Source organism: Paraburkholderia azotifigens, from assembly GCF_007995085.1.
Classification (GTDB): domain Bacteria; phylum Pseudomonadota; class Gammaproteobacteria; order Burkholderiales; family Burkholderiaceae; genus Paraburkholderia; species Paraburkholderia azotifigens.
In genome coordinates, this window is record NZ_VOQS01000003.1 from 811,062 (window position 1) to 833,625 (window position 22,564).

The following is a 22,564-nucleotide window of genomic DNA, read 5'->3' on the forward strand; positions in this document are numbered from 1 at the left end:
GTTTGTTCAATGCGCTGGCAACACGCTTGGAAAAGTGCGATGCCGTCTGGAGTGCGGGACCCGTGGGGGGCCCGCAGGCAACAACTAGAGCTGGCGGTGTGAGCGGCTTTCTTTTGCCTACTTTTCTTTGCCGCTGCAAAGAAAAGTAGGTGCCGCCCCGCACAGGGGCGACGCATGAAGCACCGATACGAAAACGCGGATGCCAGCGCAGCAAAAACCAAAAACCAAAAACCAGAACAGCGACTGCGTCGCAGACAAAAAGACCTCTACTTCATCAACTCATCAAAACAACCCAAAAGCCGATCAACATCGGGCGCATGAATCGCCCCCATCGTCGAGATCCGGAAGAGCTCTTTCGACAACCCACCCTGCCCGGCATAGATCACAAAACCACGCGCTTTGAGCGCATCATGCAAGCGCTCATAAGAAACGCCATCAGGCAAACGATAAGCCCGCAAAACAACAGAAGATTCAGAAGCCGGCAGCACGCCAGCAATCCCACGCTCAGCAAGCCCGGCGCGCGCCTGCTCGGCCAGAGCAGCATACCGTGCATGCCGCGCCTTCCAGCCGCCCTCATCGTCGAGTTCGCGCAGCGCTTCAACCAGCGCGTAATACGCATGCACGGAAGGCGTAAAAGGCGTATTGCGCTGATCCTGCAAACTGGCGAGTCGCACGAGCCCGAGGTAATACGTGCGGCTCGCGGCAACCGCCAGCGCATCGCGCCGCACGATCACAAATGCCGCGCCCGGTACGCCATGCAAGCACTTGTTCGCCGTCGCGGCGACAGCCGCAATCGTCCCTTGCGCGAAGTCGATTTCTTCCGCGCCGAAACTGCTCACGGCGTCGACCAGCATCTTCACGTCGCGCGCGCGGCAAACTTCTGCAAGCGCCTTCAGATCGTTCAAACGCCCCGTCGTCGTCTCATGATGAATCACGGCGACATGCGTGATGGCCTTGTCATCGTCGAGCACAGCAGCGATGCGTGCGAGGTCGGGCGCCTGCATCCATTCGTGCTTCACGATGCTGTGCGCAATGCCGTATTGCTTCGCGATCTGCGAAATACGCTCGCCATATACGCCGTTTTCGATGATCAGCAGCTTGCCGTTTTCCGGCACCAGCGCCGCGATCATGCTTTCGACGGCCGCCGTGCCCGAGCCCGTCATCAGCACGGCGCTCCATTGCACGGGGTCGAGGTCATACAGCTTGACGAGACGCGCGCGCGCTTCGTCCTGAAGATCGAAGAATTCGCCTTCGCGGTGACACAGGTCGGTTTGCAGCAGACTGTTGCGCACGCGCTCCGTCAGCGTGACGGGACCAGGGTTCATCAGCAGCATCAACGCACTCCTTCGTTCGAGCCGGCTGTGGCGATGTGGCGCATCAGGCGCGTCTTCACATCGGGCGGCGTAATGGTCGGGCGCGGCAGGCCGTCCGGCGTGCCGCGGCGAATCGCAACGCGCACGAAGCGCGGGCCATCGAGCAACGGCGACGCGAACAGTTCGTCGATCAGGCTCACATCGTCGCCTTCGACTGCCGACGCATAGCCGCACGCCGACGCAACGCCCGCGAACGACACTTGCGGCGACACCGTCGACTGTCCGCCCGTCGAATCGTGCGCACCGTTGTCGAGCAGAATGTGCGTGAGGTTGGACGGACCGTATGCGCCCAGCGTCGCGAACACGCCCATACGCATCAGCGCCGCGCCATCGCCATCGAGCGCGACCACGTGCAGATCGGGACGCGTCAGCGCGAGGCCCAGTGCGAACGGCGTCAGACAGCCCATCGAACCAACCATGTACAACTGGTTCGGACGATCGTCGATCGCATACAGCTCGCGTCCGCAGAAGCCCGTCGACGCCAGCACGACCGTCGAATTCAACGGCGTATGCGCGATCACGCGTTGCAACGCTTCGTTGCGCGTCGGCAAGGTATCAGGCGTCTTTCCATGCGAGACATTACGCGCGGCACGCACCTCGCGTTTCGCCGAACGGCCGGCGTCCTTCAGTTCATACGGAGCGACACTGCCTTTCTGCATCACGACCGCATACGGGCGGCCCGTCGCATCCATGTGCGCGATCGCGCGATCCAGCGCGGGACCGATCGCGTCGGCTTCCGTCGGGAACGTCTCCCACGGAATCTCCATCGTGTCGAGCATCGCCGGCGTGATGGGCCCCATCAGCTGATGCTGCGGCTCATCCGCGACTCCGGGCTGGCCGCGCCACGTGACGATCAGAAGCTGCGGCAGACGGAAGGTCCATGTCAGCGACGTGAGCGGGCTCACCGCATTGCCGAGGCCCGAGTTCTGCATCATCGTCACGCCGCGGCGGCCATTCCGCGCGCCGAGGGTCACGCCCGCGATGAACGCGACGGCATCGCCTTCGTTCGCCGCCGACACGTAATGCAGCTTCGGGTCCTGCAGCACGTAGTTGATGAACGGCGTCAGATACGAGCACGGCACGCCCGCATACCAGTCGAAGCCGCGCTCGCGCGCCGCTTCGACGAACTGTGCTGCCTCGATCATTGCGCGGCGCCTCCCGCTGCATCGCCCTTCGCGAGCGGCGTGGCTTCGTGCGCGAAGTCGCCTGCACGGCGGAAGTCTTCGAGGTCGTTCACGCCGCGCCAGTGGCCATGCACGTATTGCACTTCGATTTCTTCACCGGCTTCGAGCAGCGCGTTCAGCAGCGCGGGCATATCGAGCGAATCGAAATCGGGGCGTGCACGCAGGGTGTTCATCATTGCCTGCAGACGCTCGCGGCCCGCGCCACGCACGTTCAGGAGACCGATCCAGCGGCCATGCGGCGCTTCGCCCTTTACGTCGGCTTCGTTGTTCGACACGCGGCGCAGCAACACCTTGTTGCCGAACAGGCCGCGATCGTCGCCCGCCGAGCACCAGGCGAAATCGCGCACGTTCTGGTTCGCTGCGCCCGATTCGTCGACCGTCGTCGAATCGACGACCACGCTGAACGGCGCTTCGCTTTCCACCAGATCGCGCACGATGTAGCTGCGGAACAGCAAATCGCCGTACGAAATCAGCGTGTCGTTCTGCAGGTTGTCGACGGCGCATGCGAGCGACGCCAGTTCTCCCGTCTGCTCGTGACGCTCGTTGACGACGAGCTTGATGCCGGCCGTGTCGATCGCATCGGCGCGATAGCCGCCGACGACCGTGATGTCGTTGACGCCCTGCTTCTTGAATGCATCGACGAGCCAGCGCAAGAGCGGCTTGCCCGCGATGGGCAGCATGACCTTCGGACGATCCGTCGTGACGGCTTCGAGGCCTTTGCCGCGGCTCGCGGCGAGCACGACGGCCGAGCCCGCCACGCGTGACGACGAGAGGTAGCGTTCTTCCGCTTCCGAGTATTCGTCGGCGTTCTGCAGACGGAAGATCTCATTGACGGTCGCGATGCGGTCTTCGACGTTCACGAGCGTCTGGCTTTCGTAGATCTCCTTGACGACGGCCTGCATCGCCGACGTGGCCGCGCGAATCTGATGGTTCGCCCAGATCACGGTGCTGATGCCGGCCTTGCGGAACACTTCCGTCGGCGTGCTGTAGTACTTGGTCGGCACGATCACGAGCGGACCGCGGCCTGCCCATTCGCGCGCGAACTCGAGGATCTCGTCGGGGCGCGAGAGCTTGCTGTGAATCAGGATCGCGTCGGCGCCTGCCTGGCGATACGCTTCTGCGCGCTTGAGCGCTTCGTCCATGCCCCAGCCTGCGATGAGCGCCTCGACGCGGGCGACGATCGAGAAATCTTCATCCGTCTGCGAGTCCTTGCCCGCCTTGATCTTGCCGCAGAACTCGTCGATATCGGCGAGCGGCTGCGCTTCGCCCTTGATGAAGCTGTTGGTCTTCGGGAATACCTTGTCTTCGATGCAGACGCCCGCGATGCCGCGCTGTTCCAGCTTGCGCACGAGGCGGCGCACGTTGTTGAAGTTGCCGTAGCCGGTATCGCCGTCGAGCAGGATGGGCAGATCGCTGGCGTCGGCCATGAACTCGAGCGTATCGACGACTTGCGTCCAGCTCGCTTCGTTGTTGTCGCGCACACCGTATTGTGCGGAAATCGCGAGGCCCGAACCCCAGATGCCTTTGAAGCCGGCTTCACGCGCGATGCGCGCGGAGATGCCGTTGTGCGCTTCCATCAGGAATTCGAGTTCGTTGCTGATGAGCATCTGGCGCAGGCGTGCGCTGCGCGACAGGGTGGTGACGAAAGAGGGTTCGCGTGCGTTCATTTATGTTGGCTCCGTTCTCGCTGTCTCGTTGCGCTGCGCGCGTGGCGGCGGTTCTAACGAATAAAAATGGCGACTATATCGGAAATGATTTCAATTTGCCTTTGAAAGGGGGCGGTTTTGGCAATTGATGGTGTTAGGGTGAAAAATGTGGCTATTTACATGGTTTTTTATTGTCTGCGACGCAGTCGCCTGTATTTGGGTTTTATGGTTTTTTTGAACGCTGGCATCCGGTTTTTTTGAACGCTGGCGTCCGCGGTTTTTTTGAACGCTGGCATCCGCGTTTTCGTATCGGTTGATTAGCGTTGCCCCTGTGCGGGGCAATGCTCTCAACTTAAGCGTCAAAGCGCTTGTAAACGAGGCATTGCCCCTGTAAACTTGATTGCATAACTCCCTGATAAATCAACGATATGAACTCAAATACCAGCTTCCTCGAGGCTTCTGGCTGAGTTCTCCGAATTCCTGTTCGATCCGGCGCTCGCCGATCGCGTGCGTCGTTCTCCTACCGCCTTTACCCGTAATCGCACACTGACCTTGCCGCGCATGGCTGCGCTGATGATGTCGGGCATGTGCGCAAGCGTGCAGGCCGAACTCGATGCGCTGTTTGGCGCGCTGGATAAGCGCGGCGGCCAGACCCGCGCGGTCAGCGCACAGGCGTTTAGCAAGGCGCGTCGAGGGTTGTCGGCTGATCTGTTCGATCTGGCCCGCGCTCACCTGATTTCTCTGGCTCAACCCCATATCGAATCGATGCGCTGGAACGGCCTGAGGCTGGTCGCCGCTGACGGCAGCCGTCTGCGCGTGAGCACCCGCCGGGGCCATGAACTACGCGCCGATCACTACGTGTTTGCGCTGTTCCTGCCGGGCCCCGAACTGACGTTGCACGCCGCGCTTCACTCCGCCGACGGCGCCGAGCGCCAGATGTTGTTTGAAGCGCTGGATGTGCTCCAGCCGTGTACCGATCTGCTGCTACTTGATCGTGGCTTTATCGGTAACGCGATGGTGGCCACGCTGACGCAGCGCGAGATTGCGTTCTGCATGCGCGTCGATACACATAACTGGAAGTGCGTCACCGACTTCACCCGCAGCGGCGAAGCCGAGCGCATCGTGACGCTACAAGCGCCTTGCGAGCAGGATGCCCGCGACTATGAACTGGCCCGTACACCGAGCACCGTGCGCCTGATACGGGACGTCACGCCCAGCGGTCGCGTGCGTGTGCTGATGACCTCACTGCTCGATGGCCAGCGTTATCCGGCGGCGTCTTTCGGCGCGCTCTATCATCAGCGCTGGCGGGTCGAGGAAGCGTTCAAGCGCCTCAAGCACCGACTGCGACTGGAGGCCGTGACGGGGCTGGATTACCTGGCATTGCAGCAGGATCTGGGCGCAAAAATCCTCGCCGACAACCTGTGCACCTTGCTCAGTGATCTGGATGTCTCACACGATAATGTCTGTGCCAGCCGCCCTAACCGGGTGTACGCACGCGGCGTGCTCAAGCCCATTCTCGGTGCGTGTCTTCTACGCGTGCGCCACTGTCTGGAAGGCCTCGCCACGCTGCTTGCGCTCATCCATCAGAACCGATGTCGCATACAGCCCGCGCGTTCATATCCTCGACCACCCGGAAAAACCAAGCCCCATTGCCATCTCACGTACAAGTTCGCCTGATGGAATGGGGCTTAAGTTGAGAGCATTGCTGTGCGGGGCGGCAGTTACTTTCTTTGCCGCCGCAAAGAAAGTAACCAAAGAAAGCGGCTTCAAACCTCCGGTGCCGGCCAGGATAACGCGACAACACACGTTCTTTGAGCTGTCGCACAGCGACGCAAACACTCCGTAGAAAGCCCGCAATCAGGCGCGCGCCGCATGAAGGAGTACACCCGGTTGGGGCACATAAGTCGGCTTGTTTTTTGTGCGTTGCCATCGGTTGCGGCGGTATGTGCTCCGGACTGTGTGTGGGGTTTGCGCGCCGTGCGCGGTTGACTGCGGGCTTTCTACGGGGTGCGGACGTCGCTGTGCAATAGCTCGACTGCGGCATGCCGCGGCGCGACCCTGGCGGGCACCGGAGGTTTAAAAGCGGCTTTCTTTGGTTACTTTCTTTGCCGCGGCAAAGAAAGTAACTGCCGCCCGCACAGGGGCAACGCTAGCAAACCGATACGAAAACGCGGACGCCAGCAAAAACCCAAAAACCAAAAAACCAAAAAAGGCAAAGCCGCGCCACAGGCCCAAACCCTCATACAAATAACAAAAGAACCAGTTAGGGGTTTCCCCGCGTTATGCGCAAACGCTGTTGCGCCGTAAACACCACCAAGCAGTGCCACAAGCGGCCGCTGCAACACAACCCGCTGAAAGCAAAAGCAAAAGCAAAAGCAAAAGCAAGCAAACCCACACCATGACACTGAACAAAAAACTCGCCTCGATGATCGCGATCCTCTGGATCGGCCTCGTCCTCATCGGTGCGTTCGGCGCGTGGCAAAGCCGCTCGTCGATGATCGCCGACCGCCGCGATCAGCTGACCACGCTCGTCGAGCAGGCCAATTCGATTGCCAACCGCTACTACACGCTGTCGCAACAACATGTGATGAGCGAAGCCGATGCCAAAAAGCAGGCGCTCGACACCATCGCAGCGATCCGCTACGGCACCGACGGCTACTTCTCGGTCAACGACTCGCAGCCCGTCATGCTGATGCATCCGTTCAAGCCGGCGCTCGTCGGCAAGAACCTGTCCGGCTTCACGGACCCGGCGGGCAATCACCTGTTCGTCGATATCGTCAATGCGGCTGGCCAGGGCAAAGGCGGTTTCGTCGATTACCTGTGGGCCAAGCCGGGCAGCGAAACGCCCGTCCCCAAGACCAGCTACGCCATGCGCTTCGCGCCGTGGGACTGGGTGCTCGTCACGGGCATGTACATGGACGACGTGCAGAAAGCCTTCTACGTCGATCTGCTGCGCTGGCTCGCCATCACCTTCGTACTCGGCGGCATCGCGACCGTCGTGATGGTGGTCGTGCTGCGCAGCGTGAAGCGCACGCTCGGCGGCGATCTCGAAGTGGCCGTCGAAGCAACGCAGCGCATCGCGCGCGGCGACCTCGCGACGCCCGTGCCGCTCGCGCACAACGACCGCACGAGCCTGCTGCACGCGCTGCATACGATGCAAAAGGGCCTGGTCGAAACCGTGTCGCGCGTGCGCACCGGCACCGAGAACATCAACGTCGGCGCGACTGAAATCGCCGCGGGCAACACCGACCTGTCGCAACGCACGGAAGAACAGGCGGCTGCCCTCGTGCAAACGGCGTCGAGCATGGACGAGATGACGTCGAACGTGAAGCAGAACGCCGATAGCGCGGCAACGGCAGCCGGCCTCGCAAGCGAAGCCGCCGACATCGCGAAGCGCGGCAGCCGCGTCGTCGACGACGTGGTCCGCACGATGGGCGACATCACGAACAGCTCGAAGCAGATCGGCGACATCATCGGCGTGATCGACGGCATCGCCTTCCAGACCAACATCCTCGCGCTCAACGCAGCCGTCGAAGCAGCCCGTGCGGGCGAGCAGGGCCGCGGCTTCGCGGTCGTCGCAGCCGAAGTGCGCAGCCTCGCGCAGCGCTCGGCAACGGCGGCCAAAGAGATCAAGGCGCTGATCGAAACGTCGACGGGCAGCGTCGAGGAAGGCGCTTCGCTCGTCGCGAACGCGGGTTCGACAATGGGTGAAATCGTCGCGTCGGTGCGCCGCGTGAACGAGATTCTCGAGGAAATCAGCCACGCGTCGCGCGAACAGAGCGCGGGCATCGAGCAGGTGAACCGCGCCGTCGGCGAAATGGATCAGGTCACCCAGCAGAACGCCGCGCTCGTCGAACAGGCCGCGGCCGCCGCGCATTCGCTGAAGGATCAGGTCGGCGTGCTGCGCGAAGCGATTTCGAGCTTCTCGCTGCCTGCCTGATCGGGCAGCGCTCTCCCGGCAATAACCGAAAAAGAAGGCGCCCCGCAGAGGGCGCCTCTTCAACACGCCGCGTCGGAGACGACGCATAGGTTGAACGGGCGACCCTCGCCCGTTTTCAAAACCGCGCCGCCGCCCCTTTTGCAGACGCCTCCGCGGTGTCGCCTCACACGCAAAAACCTTGCGCGAAGCTCGCGTCTAGATTACGTTCTTATTACAATCTGTCCACGTTCACTGTGGACCGGTTGCCAGAACGGCCGGCTTCGCTCTCATGCTCCGCAAGAAAAACCACGATCCGTACGCGCCCGTCGCGAAGAATCCCGTCCTCGTCGCGCGTCTGCCGATGTGGCGTTCGAAGCTGATCGTGATCCTCGTGTTCGCGGCGTTCGCTTCGCTGGTCGGGCGCGCGTTCTGGGTGCAGGTCGTCAATCAGGATTTCTACGTCGAACAGGGGCAAAAGCGCTATCAGCGCACCATCGAGCTCGACGCGACACGAGGGCGCATCGTCGACCGCCATGGCGCGATGCTCGCCGTGAGTCTCGCGACGTACGAAATCTGGGCGTCGCCGAAACTGCTCGACGAAGCCGCGTATCCGCCGCTCGCAAAGCTGCTCGACATGCCGCTCGCCGACCTCAAGCATCGTGTTTCGGGCGACAAGAGCTTCGTGCTGCTCAAACGCCAGGTCGACGCGCAAACGGCCACGCATATCGACAAGCTGAATCTCGCGGGCATCACGCGCATCGCGGATTCGAAGCGCTTTTATCCCGAGGGCGAATCGGCGGCACACGTGGTCGGCTTCACCGATATCGAGGACAACGGCCAGGAAGGGATCGAGCTGGCCGCGAACGAAATGCTGTCCGGCGAGCCAGGCGAGCGCGAGGTGATCCGCGATCGACTTGGCCGCGTCGTGTCGGACACGCGCCCGCTCACGCCCGCGCAGAACGGCGCGACCGTCCATCTGACGATCGACCGCCGCATTCAACAGCTCGCCTACGCGCAACTCAAAGCCGCCGTTGCGAAGCACAGTGCGCAGGCGGGCAGCGTCGTCGTGCTCGACGCGCACAACGGCGAGATCCTCGCGCTCGCGAACTATCCGAGCTTCGATCCGAACGACCGCTCGCGCCTCACGGGACGGCAGCTGCGCAACCGCGCCGTCGTCGATACGTTCGAGCCGGGTTCGACGATCAAGCCGCTCGTGGTCGCGCTGTCGCTCGATCGCGGCCTCGTGCGGCCCGGCACGATGATCGACACGGCGCCCGGCTGGTACAAGATCGGCCCCGCCGTGATCCACGACACGTCGAACCACGGACGCATGACGATCGCCGAGGCCTTGCAGAAGTCGAGCAATATCGCGCTCGCCAAGCTCGCCCTGAACCTGCCCGCTGAAACCATCTGGAACAAGTACCAGGAATACGGGTTGGGCCGCGCGCCCGAGCTGACGTTTCCGGGTGTCGCGGCGGGCCGCGTGCGTCCGTTCGCGCGCTGGCGTCCCATCGAACAGGCGACGATGGCGTACGGCTACGGTCTGTCGGCGTCGCTGTTGCAGATCGCGCAGGTGTACACGGCCTATGCGGGCGACGGCACGCTGCATCCCGCCTCGCTGCTGATCGACCCGGCGCGCACCTCTTCGGGCGGCCAGCGCGTGACGACACCCGCCACGGCGGCCGCGATCCGCTCGATGCTCGAAATGGCGACCAGCGAGGGCGGCACGGGACGCGCGGCGAACATCGACGGTTATCGCATCGGCGGCAAGACGGGCACGGCTCGCAAACAGGTCGGCGCGTCGTATGCGAAGGGACGCTACCGCTCGCTGTTTGTCGGCATGGCGCCGATGAGCAATCCGCGACTCGTCGTCGCCGTGATGATCGACGATCCCGCCGGACGCGCGTTTTATGGCGGCACGGTCGCTGGCCCCGTGTTCAGCGCGGTGACGGGCGGTTCGCTGCAACTGCTCGGCGTGCCGCCCGATGCGCCTGTCGAGACGCCGGCTTCGGCCGCGACGCATGCGCCCGACGTGTGATGCCTCGCGCGCGGCGCCTGCCTAAACGCTGCTGGCAGCCAGCGCCTGCAGGTCGCGCGTCACGTCATCCATCACAGGCTGCCATTCGCCGAACCGCTGCTGCCGGTAAAGCGTGGCTGTCGGATACCACGCGCTGTCGCGCCCGTCCGTCATCCATGTCCAGTACGGATTCACGTCGAGCAGCACCCAGGTGCGCCGGCCAAGCGCGCCCGCAAGATGCGCCGCCGACGTGCACACCGTGATCACCAGATCGAGTTCGCTGACGAACGCGGCCGTATCGTCGAAGCTGCGCCATTCGTGCGTGAAGTCGGCGATCGACAGACCGGCTGCCCGGGCCGCATCGATATCGCCCGTTGCGCCCGGCTGCAGCGAATAGAACGCGACGCCGCCGATATCGCGAAACGCCTGCGCATAACGCTCCCAGCCGACACGACGAAAGCGGTTGCGTCCGTGATTCAGGCTGCCCGTCCATGCGAGCCCGACCTTCAGACGCCGTTCATCCGCGAGACGTGCGCGCCATGCCGCGCGCGCATCCGCATCGGCGCGCAGATACGGCACGGCCTGCGGGATCGATTCGACGCGCGTATCGAGCATCAACGGCGCGCTCGCGAGCGGCAATTCGACATCGAACGCCGGCAACGATCCGACGTCGCGCGCGACGGAATACGCATCGACGTGTTCGCCGAAACTGCGCGACAGCATCGCGCCCATCTGCGCGAACGAATTCCACACGATCCGTCCGCCCTCGCGATGCACGCGCTCTGCGAGAGGCGGAATGAAGCGGCAAAACTGCAGCACGTCGCCCATGCCCTGTTCGCCCCAGACCAGCAAGGTCTTGCCCGCGAGCGATTCGCCGCGCCATTGCGGCTTGCCGAACGGCGGCCGGCCTTCCGTCAGCATGCTGGCCGGATCGTTCCAGCGCGCTTCGTGCGCAGCCCAGCCTTCCGGGTATTCGCCGCGCAGCAGATGCAGCACGCCGAGCCCCGTGCGCAGCGAGGCATTGCCGGGCGCGAGCGCACAGGCCCGCTTCGCATGTATCAGCGCGTCGTCCCAGCGTTGCGACTCCTTCAGCGCCTGCGCGAGATTGCCATGCGCGAGCGCGCTCTGCGGATCGATCTCGACGGCGCGCGCCGCTGCCGCAAGCGATCCGTCGAGATCGAAGCACGCGCGGCGAGCGCCCATCAGGTTGAGCCACAGCGCTACGTCCGACGGCTCCGCTGCGACGGCCGCTTCGAGTACCTGCCGCTCTTCCTCGGGATCACCGCCCGAGCGGTTCAGCGCAATCGCCAGATTCTTGCGCAACTGCGGAAACGCGGGATCGATTGCGAGCGCGCGGCGATATGAAGCGATGGCATCGCGATGCCGGCTGGCCATCTGCAACGCGTAGCCGAGCCGCATGTTGGCCGCTGCGCTATGCGGCTCGAGTTGCGCGACGGTTTCGACGAGCGATACGGCTTGCTCGAACTGCTGCTGTTCGAGCAGATCGACCATCAGCCTGTCGATCGACGCGCCATCCGTCGGCTGCAGATACGTCGCGGCTTCAAGCCACAGGGCACGCGCGCGCATATCGCCACACGATTGCGCCGCGACAGCCTGGCGAAGAAAGGTCAGAAACGGAGCGAAAGTGGGCAGCATGAAAGCGAGGTGTGATGTTGAGCGGCCCATTCTGCGGCGCGCGATCCCGTCTCTCGTAAAGAATCGTCAAGTTCCCGTCCGATATCAACCGAACGATGCGCAAGTGCCCGCATTCGTTTCGACCCTCGTTTTAAACGGTTTTCGCATCTAAAGTCGCCAGCCGCAGCGCCGATATTCCAGCAGAGGCAAGCACCTCGCTCGTTGCTCCAGCGTTCACGTAGTCAGTCTCGCCTTGTGCGCCGACCTCGCGAGTCCGCTTCGCGCACATCACCGATTGACACGCCGGCCCGGTCCGCACGACCGCGCCGCACGAACCGGCGACGCCGGAAAGGACACCGCGATGGGCAGCCAGCGCACGACATCGATGGCGGCACGCGTCACGGCTTTGACGCTGGCTTGCGCGCTGGCGGCAACACTCGCCGCGTGTGGCGGCGGAGGCGGCGGCGGCACGTCCGTCTCGAGCAAGGGTACGCCCGCCGCCAGCGGCCTGCCCGTGATCGCTGCCGACGGCAAGCTGCACGCCGCCTGCGCAGCCTGCTCGGCGACCGACGATTCGACTTACGCGGGCAGCGGCGCCGGCATCTGGCAGGCGATCAATCCCAATGCATCCTCTATCGACGTGCCCGTCAGCATCAAGGGACTGTCCGGGCAGAACGTGACGCTCGTCTTCACGAACGAGAGCGCGAGCACGCAAACCATGTCGTCCATTGCGTTGAGCGCGAACATGTCGGCGTCGGTCATGCGCGCGCAATCGCAAGCGGCGGCAAGCGCTTCGGCGACTGCCAGCGAAAGCCCCACGCTCGCCGCGATCCGCGACTTCAACTATCAAGGCTGGACGTCGCTCGCGACGAACGGACAGACCACGGCAACCGCGCGCTATTCAACAAACGGCGCGACGGTAAGCGCTCTGTACAGCGCCGCCACCTGGCAGGTCGGCGACACGCGCACCTTCTATTACGCCGACAATTCGCCGCGCACGACGACGCTCGCGCAAACGGCCACGACCTCCGACGGCACCACCGTCAATCTGTGGGTCGAGTCGGGCGAAATCGGCGCCTCGAAGATCTCGCCGCAAATCATCAGCTCGCTGATCACGCAGTATGCGCAAGCGGGCGGCATCTACGACATGCTGGTACGCGTCGGCGGCAAGCTGTATGGACCGAATAGCCAGTCGAACCTGATCGACGGCACGCATCAGCCGATCGATCTCGTCGTGATGAACTTCGACAACAACGGCCAGCCCTACGGTCTGCTCGGTTATTTCTGGGCGCGCAACAACTTCAGGAAGGGCGCGGGTCAACTCGCGTACAGCAACGAGTCGATCTCGCTCTATCTCGACTCCGAAACGCTCTACCTCGGCGGTACATACGGCATGAACCAGATGCTGACGACGATGGCGCACGAAAGCATGCACATGCAGAACTTCTATCGCCGCTCGGTGCAAATGGGCGCGCAATACGCGTTCGAGCCGTGGCTCGAAGAAATGACGGCGATGATGATGGAAGACTGGGCGAGCAGCGAAATCGTGCCCGGCTACAACGCGATCCGCGACGCCCGCTTCGTCACGTACATGACGTATGGCGGTCACGGCAGCTATAACTGCGGACTGACGACGTGGACACCGTACGGAACCGATTGCGAGAGTTACGCGGTGAATGGTTCGTTCGGCGGCTTTCTGAACCGTCAACTCGGTTTGTCGTTCTATCAGTCGCTGCTGACCAACAGGAACCACACGGCATCCCTCGACATTCTCAATGACGTGATCGGCAACGCACGGGCCGGCGCAACCGTGCCGTCGACGCTGCGCGATTTCGCAGCGGCGGCGGGCGGCCTGGTGCCGTTGTCGTCGAACGTCGCGGGCTTCACGTTCCCGGCGCGCAACGAGGGCGGCTTCGCGTTGCCCGCCATCGATCCCGCTTCGCTCTACAACGGTGTGACGCGTGCCTTGCCGAGCTCCGTGCCGGCGACGCTCGCCGTACTCGGCGCGTTGCCCGTCGTGCGTTCGCGCGTCAGCGGCACGTATAGCGAAACCGTGCGCGTGCCGGTGGGGACGACGCTTTCCGTCGTCGTCGACTGATGCGTGGCGTGCAAGTGTGATTCAATGAATCGAGCCCTTTGCCAATGCTACCCGTGACACTCAAACGAAATCTCGCGCTCGCCGCGCTCGCGTTGATGCACGCGGCCTGCGCCGCGACGCTGCACAACGGCGAACCCGTCGATCTGTCGGGACGGCTCGCGCTGCGCGGCAACGAACCGTTCATCGTTGCCGTCGTCTACGATGCGCGCGGCGTGTTCGAACTCGAAGGCATCACGCGTGAGCAGGCGCTGTCGCTGCAAAACCGGCAGGTTCACGTGCATGGCACGGTTACGCGAGCGGAGATGAACGGTGCGCAGCTGCCTGCCGTGCATGTCGAATCGCTGCAAACTTCTCCGGTGCCATGACGCGCTGGCTCCGCAAAGGCGCGCTCACGGCCTGAAAAACGAGAGCCAGACGTTCTTTAAGTCTCGTTTAATTCTTTGCTGTGACTATTCGGCTGAACATAGCCTGTCGACCAGAGTTGGCGCTTTAGCGCCGTACTCTGGTCCCATGCAAAGCCGTCGACCAGAGTTGGCGCTTCAGCGCCGTACTCCGGTCCCATGCAACGCTGTCGACCAGAGTTGGCGCTTTAGCGCCGTACTCTGGTCCCATGCAAAGCTGTTCAGCCGCCTGGGCATCGGCGGCATTTTTTTATCCGCCCAGGGTTGGATCGTTTTCACCGTAGCATCGCGCGCTTGCTTGCAGCAAAGGAGACACACGATGGTCGAAGACACGGTGTTGGATTATTTACGCGCGCTGCACGGCAACGCGCAAACGCTCGCCATTCGCAGTTGCACCGTTTCGCCGCCCATTCAACACCCGTGGGGACGTTCATACCGGCTCGTCGAATGGACTTTCAGACACGACGTTGAATCCTTCCGGCGCGTCGTGCCTGCCGAGAGCACGCCTCTTCAAATTGCCGAGGCCGTGATGTCGCATGTGCCCGGGCGGCGCTTCTGCCAGCCTGGCGGATAGATTGCGCGCCGCACAGCGCAAGCCGTTCGATACGCGCGCCGCGCGCGCTGGACGCCGGGTTGCCGTTCTTCATCATGCATTCCTCCACGCTGACATCGCCGGCCGCACTTTGGCGGGCGGAAACACGTTCCATGATCCGTCGTCGTGACGGAAGAAGAAGATGGACAGCAGTCCGTTGGGACGCAACGTCTCCACACACACGCAGCGCCGATGCATCTGCGTGCGGCAGAAGCGCACCACGCGCGCGGGCATCGCCGGCGTCGGCGCGAGCCATTTGTCGACTGCCCAGTGCAGGGTTTTTCCCGTCGTGCTCATGGTGGTCTCCTTCGCGTTCCTGATTGCATTTACGGCATTCGACGCTTCGAACTTCAATCGCCCGTGTTCAATTGCGATGCTCATGCTGCCGCTGCTCATGCTGCCGCTGCTCATACTGCCGCTGCTCATACTGCGTTAACAACGGCACGGCCTGTTTTCATCCGGTTTCCGACAAACGCGCTGATGAGGCACAACACTGCATGCGCGCCCGTGCGCGGATGCGTGAGGCATGCATGAACCTGTTCGCTGCGGCTTTCGCCGAGCAGGCACCATGCGCAGAAGTGCTCGCAGTTGTTCGTCAGCAGGCGATAGTGGTTTTCGCCGAGACGCGAGCGGGCGCGCAGCACGGTTTCTTCGCCGGAATACTTCGGGAACGGATGCGGGCGCACAGCGACGGCGTGACCGTCGGCAAATGCTTCGAGCGCGACTTCTTCGACGGGACCGCGATGTGCGGACTTGGCGAAACCTGCGTAGTGAATGACCTTGCCGCCGCCGACATAAATGCCGTGATGTTCGTAGCCGCGGCGTTGCGTGATCAGATGGGCACCGAGGGTGGGTTCGTCGCTGGAACCGTCGAGCGCGACATCGGCCGATGCATAAGCTGCCGCGCGGTTTGCACCTTGTTCACTGCCTGATTGTTGAAGGTTGCGGTTCATGGCTTTGCCCGGTATCCGATTCAAAAGGCCAACACTGTTGCAGGCTCTTTTGCATCATCTGGACCAGGCTCGATAAGCCTATGATTTACCTAACTATTTGACCACCTGGAGGCATTCCGCGAGGGTTGAGTGTAGGGATACGCCCAACAGAATTTCGAGCGATTGTGTTGCGCATACACCATCACATTCGGCACGCCGTACGCGCGAAATGGTCGCGGAGCATGTGTTGGCTGTCCCACCGCTTCGAGCGCCGCGCTGTTGGACGGTTGCCAACGTCCCGCACCGCTCGCGCGCTACGCGTGCGCGCGCGTGGTTCCGCTATCGCCCGCCCAGCAAGCGCGCGCGAAAAAGTCCGCGTGCTCGCCGCAAATTGGCACAGCACTTGCACCTTAAGTCGCAACTTCCTTTTGATTTGCGGCCGCGTGACGGGCGGCCCACCGGAGACACGTCATGGCATCCATCACCATCAGCGACATTCCCCACAACCTCGCGCTCGATCGCAAGGCCATGGCCGCGATCAGCGGCGGCGGCGGCGCACCGTGGGTATTCGGCTGGATCACGCCGTATGTTCATGACACGCCGAGCGTCGGACCTGTCGTGAACCTGTACGACATCACGAACAACTTCTATGCTAACCAGATGATCAATCAGTTTCAGTCGGTTGACGTTCACAATACCGGCAACAACTCGAACATCAACGTGACTCCTGACGCCAACAGTACGAACCGGGCTTAGATGCCGTGACCTGTATCAGTCAATTCCGCTGGGCTTCCGCCGCGCGCTCCGACACGGGGCGCGTGCGCGAGATCAACGAGGACGCCTGCCTCGACCAGCCTCAGCACGGCCGCTGGGCCGTCGCCGATGGCATGGGCGGGCATGACGTCGGCGATCTCGCGAGCCAGCTCGTGATCGAGACGCTCGGTCAGTTGCCGGAACAGACAGGCATCAAGCATTGCATCGCCGAGGCGCGCGCGCGCCTGCAAAACGCAAACCGTCAGTTGCGAGAAGAAGCAAGCCGCAGGCAGGTTCAACGCATCGGCACGACCGTCGTCGTGCTGCTCGCGTGCGACCGCTTCTGCGGCTATCTGTGGGCAGGCGACAGCCGCATTTATCTGCTGCGGCAAGGGCAACTGCGTCAGTTGACGCGCGATCACAGCCAGGTGGAAGAACTCCGGCAGTCCGGCTATCTGACCGACGAAGAGGCGCGCAATCATCCCGCGCACAACATCATCACGCGCGCCGTCGGCGCGACGGACCGCCTCGATCTCGACGAAGACGCGATCGAAGTGGCGGACGGCGACGTCTTTCTGCTGTGCAGCGATGGCTTGAGTAATGAAGTGACGGACGCAGAGATTCAGCAGACGCTTGCAAACGTCGACTGCCTTCATGCACCGGCTGAACTCGTCGATATCGCCCTCGCACGCGGCGGCCGCGACAATATCACGGCCGTCGTCGTGCAGGCGGAAGACCCGCAAGCGTCGGACAGGACGCTGCTCAACCCGGCGCCCTGAGGGTCGTCATCCCATATCGGCTTCGTCGTTGGCTTCCTGGTCGTCCTTGCGCGCATTCGCTTGCGCGTGCGCGCGCCGGAAGTCTTTCGAATGCAAACCGTGCTTCTTCAGCAGCATCTGAAGATGCGAACGGTTCATGTCGACGCGGCGCGCCAGTTCCGCGACCGTACCGCCCACTTCCTGCAAACCGCGCTGAAGGAAAGCTTTTTCGGCTTCGTCGCTGGCGGCGCGCTTCGCGTCGCTGAGCGACAGCAGATTCGTCACGTTCGCAGCAACGCCATTCGCCGCTTCGTTCGCGACGCCGAATATGGATGACGAAACGGGTGCCGCAGGCCGCATATCGGTCGGCAGATGATCGACGTCGGCGATATCGCCCGCCAGGCACGAGATGCGGTACATCACGTTGCGCAACTCGCGGATGTTGCCCGGATACGCATACGTCAGCAGAAAGTCCCGCAATTTAGGCGTGATTCTCACGGGACGGCGTTTGAGCACGCCCGCCGCCTCGTCTCCAAAGTACTGGATCAGCAGCGGAATTTCATCGCGCCGCTCGCGCAGCGGCGGCAGCGTGACATGAATGACGCTCAGCCGGTAAAACAGATCTTCGCGAAACGTGCCCTGCTCGCTCAGCTTGCGCAGATTGCGATTGGTGGCCGCGACGATGCGCGTGTCGACGCCGATCGGCTCATCGGAACCGACGCGCTGTATTTCATGCGCTTCCAGCACGCGCAGCAGTTTCACCTGGCCCGTCAAAGGCAGCTCGCCGATTTCGTCGAGAAAGATCGTACCCGTATGCGCGCTTTCGAACTTGCCTTTGCGGTCATTCGTTGCGCCCGTAAAAGCGCCCTTTCTATGACCGAACAGTTCCGACTCCAGCAGGTTGTCCGGAATCGCGCCGCAGTTCACGGAAATGAACGGCTTGTCCGAGCGGCTGCCATTCGCGTGAATGACCTTCGCCATCAGTTCCTTGCCTGTGCCGCTCTCGCCGTCGATCAACACGGGCAGATCGGTCGGCGCGGCTTTCTCCGCTATTTCGAGTGCTTCGAGCAGTTTCGGGTTGTCGCCGAACGTGCCTTCAAAGATAAAGCTGCGCGCGAGCAGCGCCTGACGTCTCGCGCCGCGCGACTGGTCGCCGCGCAGCGGCTCGACGACGGCCGCCTGCACGAAGCGCTCCTTGTGCGACATCTGCATCACTTCGTCGCGCAACGAACTGGCCTGTTTCAGGAGCTTTTCGATGTCCGCGCGTTCGAGCCGCGACGACCAGCGCAGCGTCGAGCGCAGAATCTCGATCTTCTCGATCAAGCCCGCGTACGAGAGGGCCGAGCCGCTTTCTTCAGGCTGCTGGTCAAGTATCTTCATCATGCGCTCAGCTGTTTCTGGACGAGCTGGTAGTACATGCCCTTCCGGTTGACCAGTTCCTCATGACGCCCCTGCTCGACAATCGCCCCTTCATAGAGCACCAGGATCTTGTCGGCGCGCATGATGGTGCTGAGACGGTGCGCGATGATAACGGCCGTGCGTCCCTTCAGGATGTCGTGCATATTGCTGAGGATATTGCTTTCCGATTGCGTGTCGAGCGCCGACGTCGCTTCGTCGAACACGAGCAGCCGCGGGTCGTGATACAGCGCGCGCGCAATGCACAGCCGCTGGATCTGTCCGCCCGACAACCCAATGCCGCGTTCACCCACGATCTGCTCATAACCGAGCGGCAGTTTCGCAATGAACGCGTGCGCGTCGGCCATCTTCGCCACTTCCTCGATGCGCCGGCGGTCGGGCGTATCGTCGCCGCTTGCAATGTTCTCGGCAATCGTGCCGGAGAACAGCAGGTTCGATTGCATCACATAGCCGATCTGTGCGCGGTAGAACGCCTTGTCGATCACGTTCATATCGTAGCCGTCGACGGTCATCTTGCCGTCGCTTGGCGCATAGAAGCCGACCAATAGCTTCGCAAGCGTCGTCTTGCCCGAACCGCTGCGGCCGACGATCGCAATCAGCTCGCCGGGCTTGATCTCGAAGCTGATGTTCTCGAGCACATACGCGCTGTCGTTGTCGCCATAGCGGAAGTAGACGCCGTTCAGGCTGATCTCGCCTTGCAGATCCGGCAGCATCACGCGCGAAGGCAGATCCTCCGGCTTCTGCTCGGGCTCGATATCCAGCACGTCGCCGAGCCGTTCCATCGCGACGCCTGCATCGTTGAGCATGCTCCACAAACCGACGAGTCCCATCAGGGGCGACAGCACGCTGCCCATGAACGCATTGAACGCGATCAGTTGACCGATCGTCATTTCGCGCGCCAGCACGAGATTCGCACCGACCCAGAGAATCGCGATCGTCGTCGCAGCGTTCAGCAGCTGGCTGATGAAGCCGATCAGAATGTTGAATGCGTGCGCACGGTACTGCACTTCGAGTGCTTTCGCGTACTTCTTTTCCCAGCGCAAGCGCACAGGCCGTTCGATGCCCATGCCCTTGACCGTTTCGACGCCCGAGAGCGCCTCCATCAGAAAAGACTTCGAATCCGTCGCGGCGGCGAATGTTTCGCGCGCATAGTTCTTGATCTTCGGCGTCGCGACCAGCGTCAGCGCCATGATGGGAATGACGAAAGCGATCAGCACGAATGTCATCTTCGCGTTGTAGAAGAACATGATCGCGAAGTAGATGAACACCATCAGCAGATTGAGCGCCGTCGTTACCGTCGATTCCGTGAGAAACGCGCGTATCGTCTGGTTTTCCTGGAAGCGCGCAAAGATGTCGCCCGTCTTGCGCTTCGCAAAGAACGAGAACGGCAGCGACATCGTGTGCCTGAAGAACTGCGACATCATCGCGAAGTCCATGTTGCGCACCATGAAATTCGACAGATACGCGCGAATCATCGACATCAGCTGCGAGAACACATTCGAAATGATCAAGCCCAATATCAGCAGATGCAGCAGGCTGATGTTCTGATGCACGATCACGCCATCGAGAATGTTCTGGATGATCAATGGCGGAATCACGCCTAGCACCTGGATCACGAAGGTCGCGAGGAACAGATGCATCAGGATCTTTTTGTACGGCGTCAGATAGCCGATAAAACGCAGCCACGGCGAACGCGACGCGGAGAGCTGCACGAGATTCGGCCCCGGCGCGAACAGCAGACACGTGCCGCTCCAGCCGCGTTCGAAATCTTCGAGACTCAGCTTGCGGAAGCCCAACGCGGGATCGGCGAGCCACACGTGATCTTTCGACACGCCGTACACGATGATGTAGTGATAGCCTTCCCAGTGGACGATGAACGGCAGGTCGAAGCCGCGCAACGAATCGAACGTGCATTGCACGCCGCGCGCCGAGAAGCCGAGCGATTCGCCCGCACGCGCAAGGCTGTCAAGCGTCGCGCCTTGCGTCGTCACGTTCGCGAGTTCGCGCAGCTTGCCGAGCGTCATCGGAATGCCGTAGTGCTTGCAGATCATCGCGAGACACGCGGCGCCGCAATCCATTTCCTCGGCCTGTTCGACGAGGCCGAAGCGGCGGATCACCCGTTCGCCCAGTTCCGGTCTGGTATGCAGATCGAGCCGCAACGGCAGCTTGCGCCGCTGCTCGATGCGCTTCTGGCGGTCCAGTTCGCGGTCCGCGTATTTAATGCGCTCGTCGAGCACCTCGCGCAGTTTCGGATTGCGTTCGAGGATGAAATGCACCGTGCGCTCGGGAATGACGAGCAACCGCGTATCCGTCATAGCGATAGCCGATGCCGTCTGCTCCTGCCGCATCAGGCAGGCCTTCTCGCCGAAAATCTCGCCTTCGCGCAGCGTCGCGAGCGTGTAGTCGTTGCCGTCCTCGTGCCGCACGATGCGCACTTCGCCTTGCCGCACGACGTAAAGCCGCCGGTCGTCGCGCGCCTCCTGCTTGAGTATTTCCTTGCCTGCGGCCACGCGCTTGACGCCTACGCTGCGCACGTACTCTTCCAGCTCCTGCTTGTTCAGCTTGCCGCGCAAGTCGAATAGCTGCGCGACGAATCCACCCGCCGAATTGATCGCGACATAGCTCGCGACGAACGCGAGCGCCGCCTGATTGCCCGCGATGATCGGCTCGATCGCCGCGCGCGGAATGAACAGCAACTCGGTCTTGCCCGAGGAACGCACGGACGACTCATGCGCATACGGACGCAGCATCGCAATGTCGGCGAAGACTTCGCTCGTCTTGCGCACGCCCATGCTGATCTCTTTGCCGTGCTCCTCCGTGAAAATGCGCACTGAACCGGACTTGATCACATAGAGACCGTCCGCAGCGTCGCCGACGTTGCATACCGTCTCGCCAAACGAATAGAAGCGCGACTGTACATGCTCCGCGATGCGTTCGAGTTCTTCGCGCGTAAACGGCGAAAGAATTTCGACCGTCGACAGAAAGTCGGCAGTGGTAGGCGTGGTTTGCGGTGCATCCATGATGCTTGCGGTCCCCGGCAGCAGCGCGCGTCAGTCAGAGCGCTTCGATAATGTGTTCCTGAGCGCGCGTCATCAGCCACTGTTCGCGCAACAGCCGTTTGATTTGCGACGCGACGTCGGCATCGAGTTGTGCGGGATACTTCGCCGTCACCGCGAAGATCTCGAAGCAGGAACGGTCCGGCGAAGCGAATGGCCCGAGCAGGTCGCCGACCGCCGCGTTGAAGATCTTCGCCTCGATATCGGGTTTAAGCGAGCCGCGCAGCACCTTGCCGATCACGCCGCCCGAATCTTTCGTATCGGCGATCGAATGCTCGCGCGCCATCTCGGCGAAAGCATCGGGATCGTCGTGCAGATACGAAATCATTTCCTTGGCCTTGCCTTCGTCGTCGAGCAGGATGTGACTCACTTCGAGCGCGTCGAACTTGGGCGAATTCATCGAAAAGTACTCTTCTATCTCGCCGTCGCTACCCACCTTGTCGAGCATCTTCTCCTGATACAGGCCATCCGTGATGAATGCCTCGAATTCGTCGAGACTGATCTTCAGCGTGTCGAGGTACTGATTCATGTCGGCGGCGCGATGCAGTCCGCGCACGCGCCGGAACTGGTCTGCACGCTCCTGGATTTCGTCGGCGCTCACGCTCACGCCGTGTTTCTTCGCGGCATGCACGGCCAGCTTGTCGCGCACCATCTGCTCGATCAGGCTTTCGAACTGGCCCGTGAGTTTCAACAGACGTATGAATTCGCCGACATCCACGACTTCATCATCGATTCGTACGATCGCGGTCATCTCGTCCGCTCCTCTAGTGGTGGCCCGAACGAA

Annotated in this window: 17 protein-coding genes; 8 read left to right on the top strand and 9 right to left on the bottom strand. The window is 62.3% G+C overall.

Annotation, left to right across the window (positions count from 1 at the left end):
- Positions 1-266: 266 nt before the first annotated feature.
- The 3 genes from FRZ40_RS20885 to aepX are packed head-to-tail and all read right to left on the bottom strand — an operon-like array spanning position 267 to position 4,224.
- Entirely contained in the window at positions 267-1,334 is a 1,068-nt protein-coding gene (locus tag FRZ40_RS20885; RefSeq protein WP_147235446.1) for a 2-aminoethylphosphonate aminotransferase, read from the bottom strand.
- Positions 1,334-2,518 carry a phosphonopyruvate decarboxylase gene (aepY, locus tag FRZ40_RS20890; protein ID WP_147235447.1) on the bottom strand — a complete coding sequence of 395 codons (1,185 nt, stop codon included), beginning with the start codon at positions 2,516-2,518 and terminating at the stop codon, positions 1,334-1,336. Before aepY ends, FRZ40_RS20885 begins: the two co-directional genes overlap by 1 nt.
- Positions 2,515-4,224 carry a phosphoenolpyruvate mutase gene (aepX, locus tag FRZ40_RS20895; RefSeq protein ID WP_147235448.1) on the bottom strand — a complete coding sequence of 570 codons (1,710 nt, stop codon included), beginning with the start codon at positions 4,222-4,224 and terminating at the stop codon, positions 2,515-2,517. Before aepX ends, aepY begins: the two co-directional genes overlap by 4 nt.
- A 459-nt stretch (positions 4,225-4,683) precedes the next feature.
- On the opposite strand from aepX, the gene FRZ40_RS20900 reads away from it, so the two are divergent.
- From FRZ40_RS20900 to FRZ40_RS20910, 3 genes are all read left to right on the top strand, one after another.
- Positions 4,684-5,880, top strand: coding sequence for an IS4 family transposase (locus tag FRZ40_RS20900; protein WP_147233635.1), 1,197 nt, complete (start codon positions 4,684-4,686; stop codon positions 5,878-5,880).
- A gap of 721 nt (positions 5,881-6,601) precedes the next feature.
- Positions 6,602-8,143, top strand: coding sequence for a methyl-accepting chemotaxis protein (locus tag FRZ40_RS20905; RefSeq protein ID WP_028369065.1), 1,542 nt, complete (start codon positions 6,602-6,604; stop codon positions 8,141-8,143).
- A gap of 268 nt (positions 8,144-8,411) precedes the next feature.
- Positions 8,412-10,160, top strand: a complete 1,749-nt coding sequence (locus FRZ40_RS20910) for a peptidoglycan D,D-transpeptidase FtsI family protein (RefSeq protein ID WP_147235449.1) — start codon at positions 8,412-8,414, stop codon at positions 10,158-10,160.
- A gap of 21 nt (positions 10,161-10,181) precedes the next feature.
- Here FRZ40_RS20910 and FRZ40_RS20915 read toward each other — a convergent pair whose 3' ends face one another.
- The gene (locus FRZ40_RS20915) at positions 10,182-11,795 is read right to left on the bottom strand and encodes a tetratricopeptide repeat protein (RefSeq protein ID WP_147235450.1); all 1,614 of its coding nucleotides are present in this window, start codon (positions 11,793-11,795) and stop codon (positions 10,182-10,184) included.
- Between the two features lie 340 nt (positions 11,796-12,135).
- On the opposite strand from FRZ40_RS20915, the gene FRZ40_RS20920 reads away from it, so the two are divergent.
- The 3 genes from FRZ40_RS20920 to FRZ40_RS20930 all read left to right on the top strand — a co-directional run bounded on the left by FRZ40_RS20920 (position 12,136) and on the right by FRZ40_RS20930 (position 14,847).
- Positions 12,136-13,872 carry a M30 family zinc metallopeptidase gene (locus tag FRZ40_RS20920; protein WP_147235451.1) on the top strand — a complete coding sequence of 579 codons (1,737 nt, stop codon included), beginning with the start codon at positions 12,136-12,138 and terminating at the stop codon, positions 13,870-13,872.
- A gap of 44 nt (positions 13,873-13,916) precedes the next feature.
- Positions 13,917-14,237 (top strand): hypothetical protein, encoded by a 321-nt coding sequence (locus FRZ40_RS20925; RefSeq protein WP_028369061.1) that lies wholly within the window; start codon positions 13,917-13,919, stop codon positions 14,235-14,237.
- Between the two features lie 355 nt (positions 14,238-14,592).
- Positions 14,593-14,847: a DUF2866 domain-containing protein gene (locus FRZ40_RS20930; protein WP_028369060.1), complete on the top strand. Its 255-nt coding sequence runs from the start codon at positions 14,593-14,595 to the stop codon at positions 14,845-14,847.
- A gap of 72 nt (positions 14,848-14,919) precedes the next feature.
- Here FRZ40_RS20930 and FRZ40_RS20935 read toward each other — a convergent pair whose 3' ends face one another.
- Together FRZ40_RS20935 and FRZ40_RS20940 are read right to left on the bottom strand one after the other, a co-directional pair.
- Positions 14,920-15,162 (bottom strand): hypothetical protein, encoded by a 243-nt coding sequence (locus FRZ40_RS20935; protein ID WP_028369059.1) that lies wholly within the window; start codon positions 15,160-15,162, stop codon positions 14,920-14,922.
- A gap of 125 nt (positions 15,163-15,287) precedes the next feature.
- Positions 15,288-15,818, bottom strand: a complete 531-nt coding sequence (locus FRZ40_RS20940) for a lecithin retinol acyltransferase family protein (protein WP_147235452.1) — start codon at positions 15,816-15,818, stop codon at positions 15,288-15,290.
- Between the two features lie 450 nt (positions 15,819-16,268).
- Here FRZ40_RS20940 and FRZ40_RS20945 point away from each other — a divergent pair, with 450 nt between their 5' ends.
- A complete protein-coding gene (locus tag FRZ40_RS20945) occupies positions 16,269-16,553 on the top strand; it encodes a hypothetical protein (protein ID WP_028369057.1) in 285 nt (94 codons plus the stop codon).
- Positions 16,554-16,558: 5 nt separating this feature from the next.
- Entirely contained in the window at positions 16,559-17,329 is a 771-nt protein-coding gene (locus FRZ40_RS20950) for a PP2C family protein-serine/threonine phosphatase (RefSeq protein ID WP_028369056.1), read from the top strand.
- Between the two features lie 6 nt (positions 17,330-17,335).
- Here FRZ40_RS20950 and FRZ40_RS20955 read toward each other — a convergent pair whose 3' ends face one another.
- From FRZ40_RS20955 to FRZ40_RS20965, 3 genes are read right to left on the bottom strand one after another with little or no spacing between them, the layout of a single operon-like run.
- Positions 17,336-18,691 carry a sigma-54 interaction domain-containing protein gene (locus tag FRZ40_RS20955; RefSeq protein ID WP_147235453.1) on the bottom strand — a complete coding sequence of 452 codons (1,356 nt, stop codon included), beginning with the start codon at positions 18,689-18,691 and terminating at the stop codon, positions 17,336-17,338.
- A complete protein-coding gene (locus FRZ40_RS20960) occupies positions 18,688-21,744 on the bottom strand; it encodes a peptidase domain-containing ABC transporter (RefSeq protein ID WP_147235454.1) in 3,057 nt (1,018 codons plus the stop codon). Before FRZ40_RS20960 ends, FRZ40_RS20955 begins: the two co-directional genes overlap by 4 nt.
- Before the next feature lie 34 nt (positions 21,745-21,778).
- Complete coding sequence (locus FRZ40_RS20965) at positions 21,779-22,531, bottom strand: peptidylprolyl isomerase (RefSeq protein WP_147235455.1); 753 nt, start codon at positions 22,529-22,531, stop codon at positions 21,779-21,781.
- Positions 22,532-22,564: the final 33 nt, after the last annotated feature.

What these genes read in the sequence shown, in the direction of transcription:
- FRZ40_RS20885 (WP_147235446.1), bottom strand. Translation starts at nt 1,334, where the DNA reads ATGCTGCTGATGAACCCTGGTCCCGTCACGCTGACGGAGCGCGTGCGC.
- FRZ40_RS20910 (WP_147235449.1), top strand. Translation starts at nt 8,412, where the DNA reads ATGCTCCGCAAGAAAAACCACGATCCGTACGCGCCCGTCGCGAAGAAT.
- FRZ40_RS20955 (WP_147235453.1), bottom strand. Translation starts at nt 18,691, where the DNA reads ATGATGAAGATACTTGACCAGCAGCCTGAAGAAAGCGGCTCGGCCCTC.
- FRZ40_RS20935 (WP_028369059.1), bottom strand. Translation starts at nt 15,162, where the DNA reads ATGAGCACGACGGGAAAAACCCTGCACTGGGCAGTCGACAAATGGCTC.
- FRZ40_RS20925 (WP_028369061.1), top strand. Translation starts at nt 13,917, where the DNA reads ATGCTACCCGTGACACTCAAACGAAATCTCGCGCTCGCCGCGCTCGCG.
- FRZ40_RS20945 (WP_028369057.1), top strand. Translation starts at nt 16,269, where the DNA reads ATGGCATCCATCACCATCAGCGACATTCCCCACAACCTCGCGCTCGAT.
- FRZ40_RS20905 (WP_028369065.1), top strand. Translation starts at nt 6,602, where the DNA reads ATGACACTGAACAAAAAACTCGCCTCGATGATCGCGATCCTCTGGATC.
- aepY (WP_147235447.1), bottom strand. Translation starts at nt 2,518, where the DNA reads ATGATCGAGGCAGCACAGTTCGTCGAAGCGGCGCGCGAGCGCGGCTTC.
- FRZ40_RS20920 (WP_147235451.1), top strand. Translation starts at nt 12,136, where the DNA reads ATGGGCAGCCAGCGCACGACATCGATGGCGGCACGCGTCACGGCTTTG.
- FRZ40_RS20940 (WP_147235452.1), bottom strand. Translation starts at nt 15,818, where the DNA reads ATGAACCGCAACCTTCAACAATCAGGCAGTGAACAAGGTGCAAACCGC.
- FRZ40_RS20930 (WP_028369060.1), top strand. Translation starts at nt 14,593, where the DNA reads ATGGTCGAAGACACGGTGTTGGATTATTTACGCGCGCTGCACGGCAAC.
- aepX (WP_147235448.1), bottom strand. Translation starts at nt 4,224, where the DNA reads ATGAACGCACGCGAACCCTCTTTCGTCACCACCCTGTCGCGCAGCGCA.
- FRZ40_RS20915 (WP_147235450.1), bottom strand. Translation starts at nt 11,795, where the DNA reads ATGCTGCCCACTTTCGCTCCGTTTCTGACCTTTCTTCGCCAGGCTGTC.
- FRZ40_RS20960 (WP_147235454.1), bottom strand. Translation starts at nt 21,744, where the DNA reads ATGGATGCACCGCAAACCACGCCTACCACTGCCGACTTTCTGTCGACG.
- FRZ40_RS20965 (WP_147235455.1), bottom strand. Translation starts at nt 22,531, where the DNA reads ATGACCGCGATCGTACGAATCGATGATGAAGTCGTGGATGTCGGCGAA.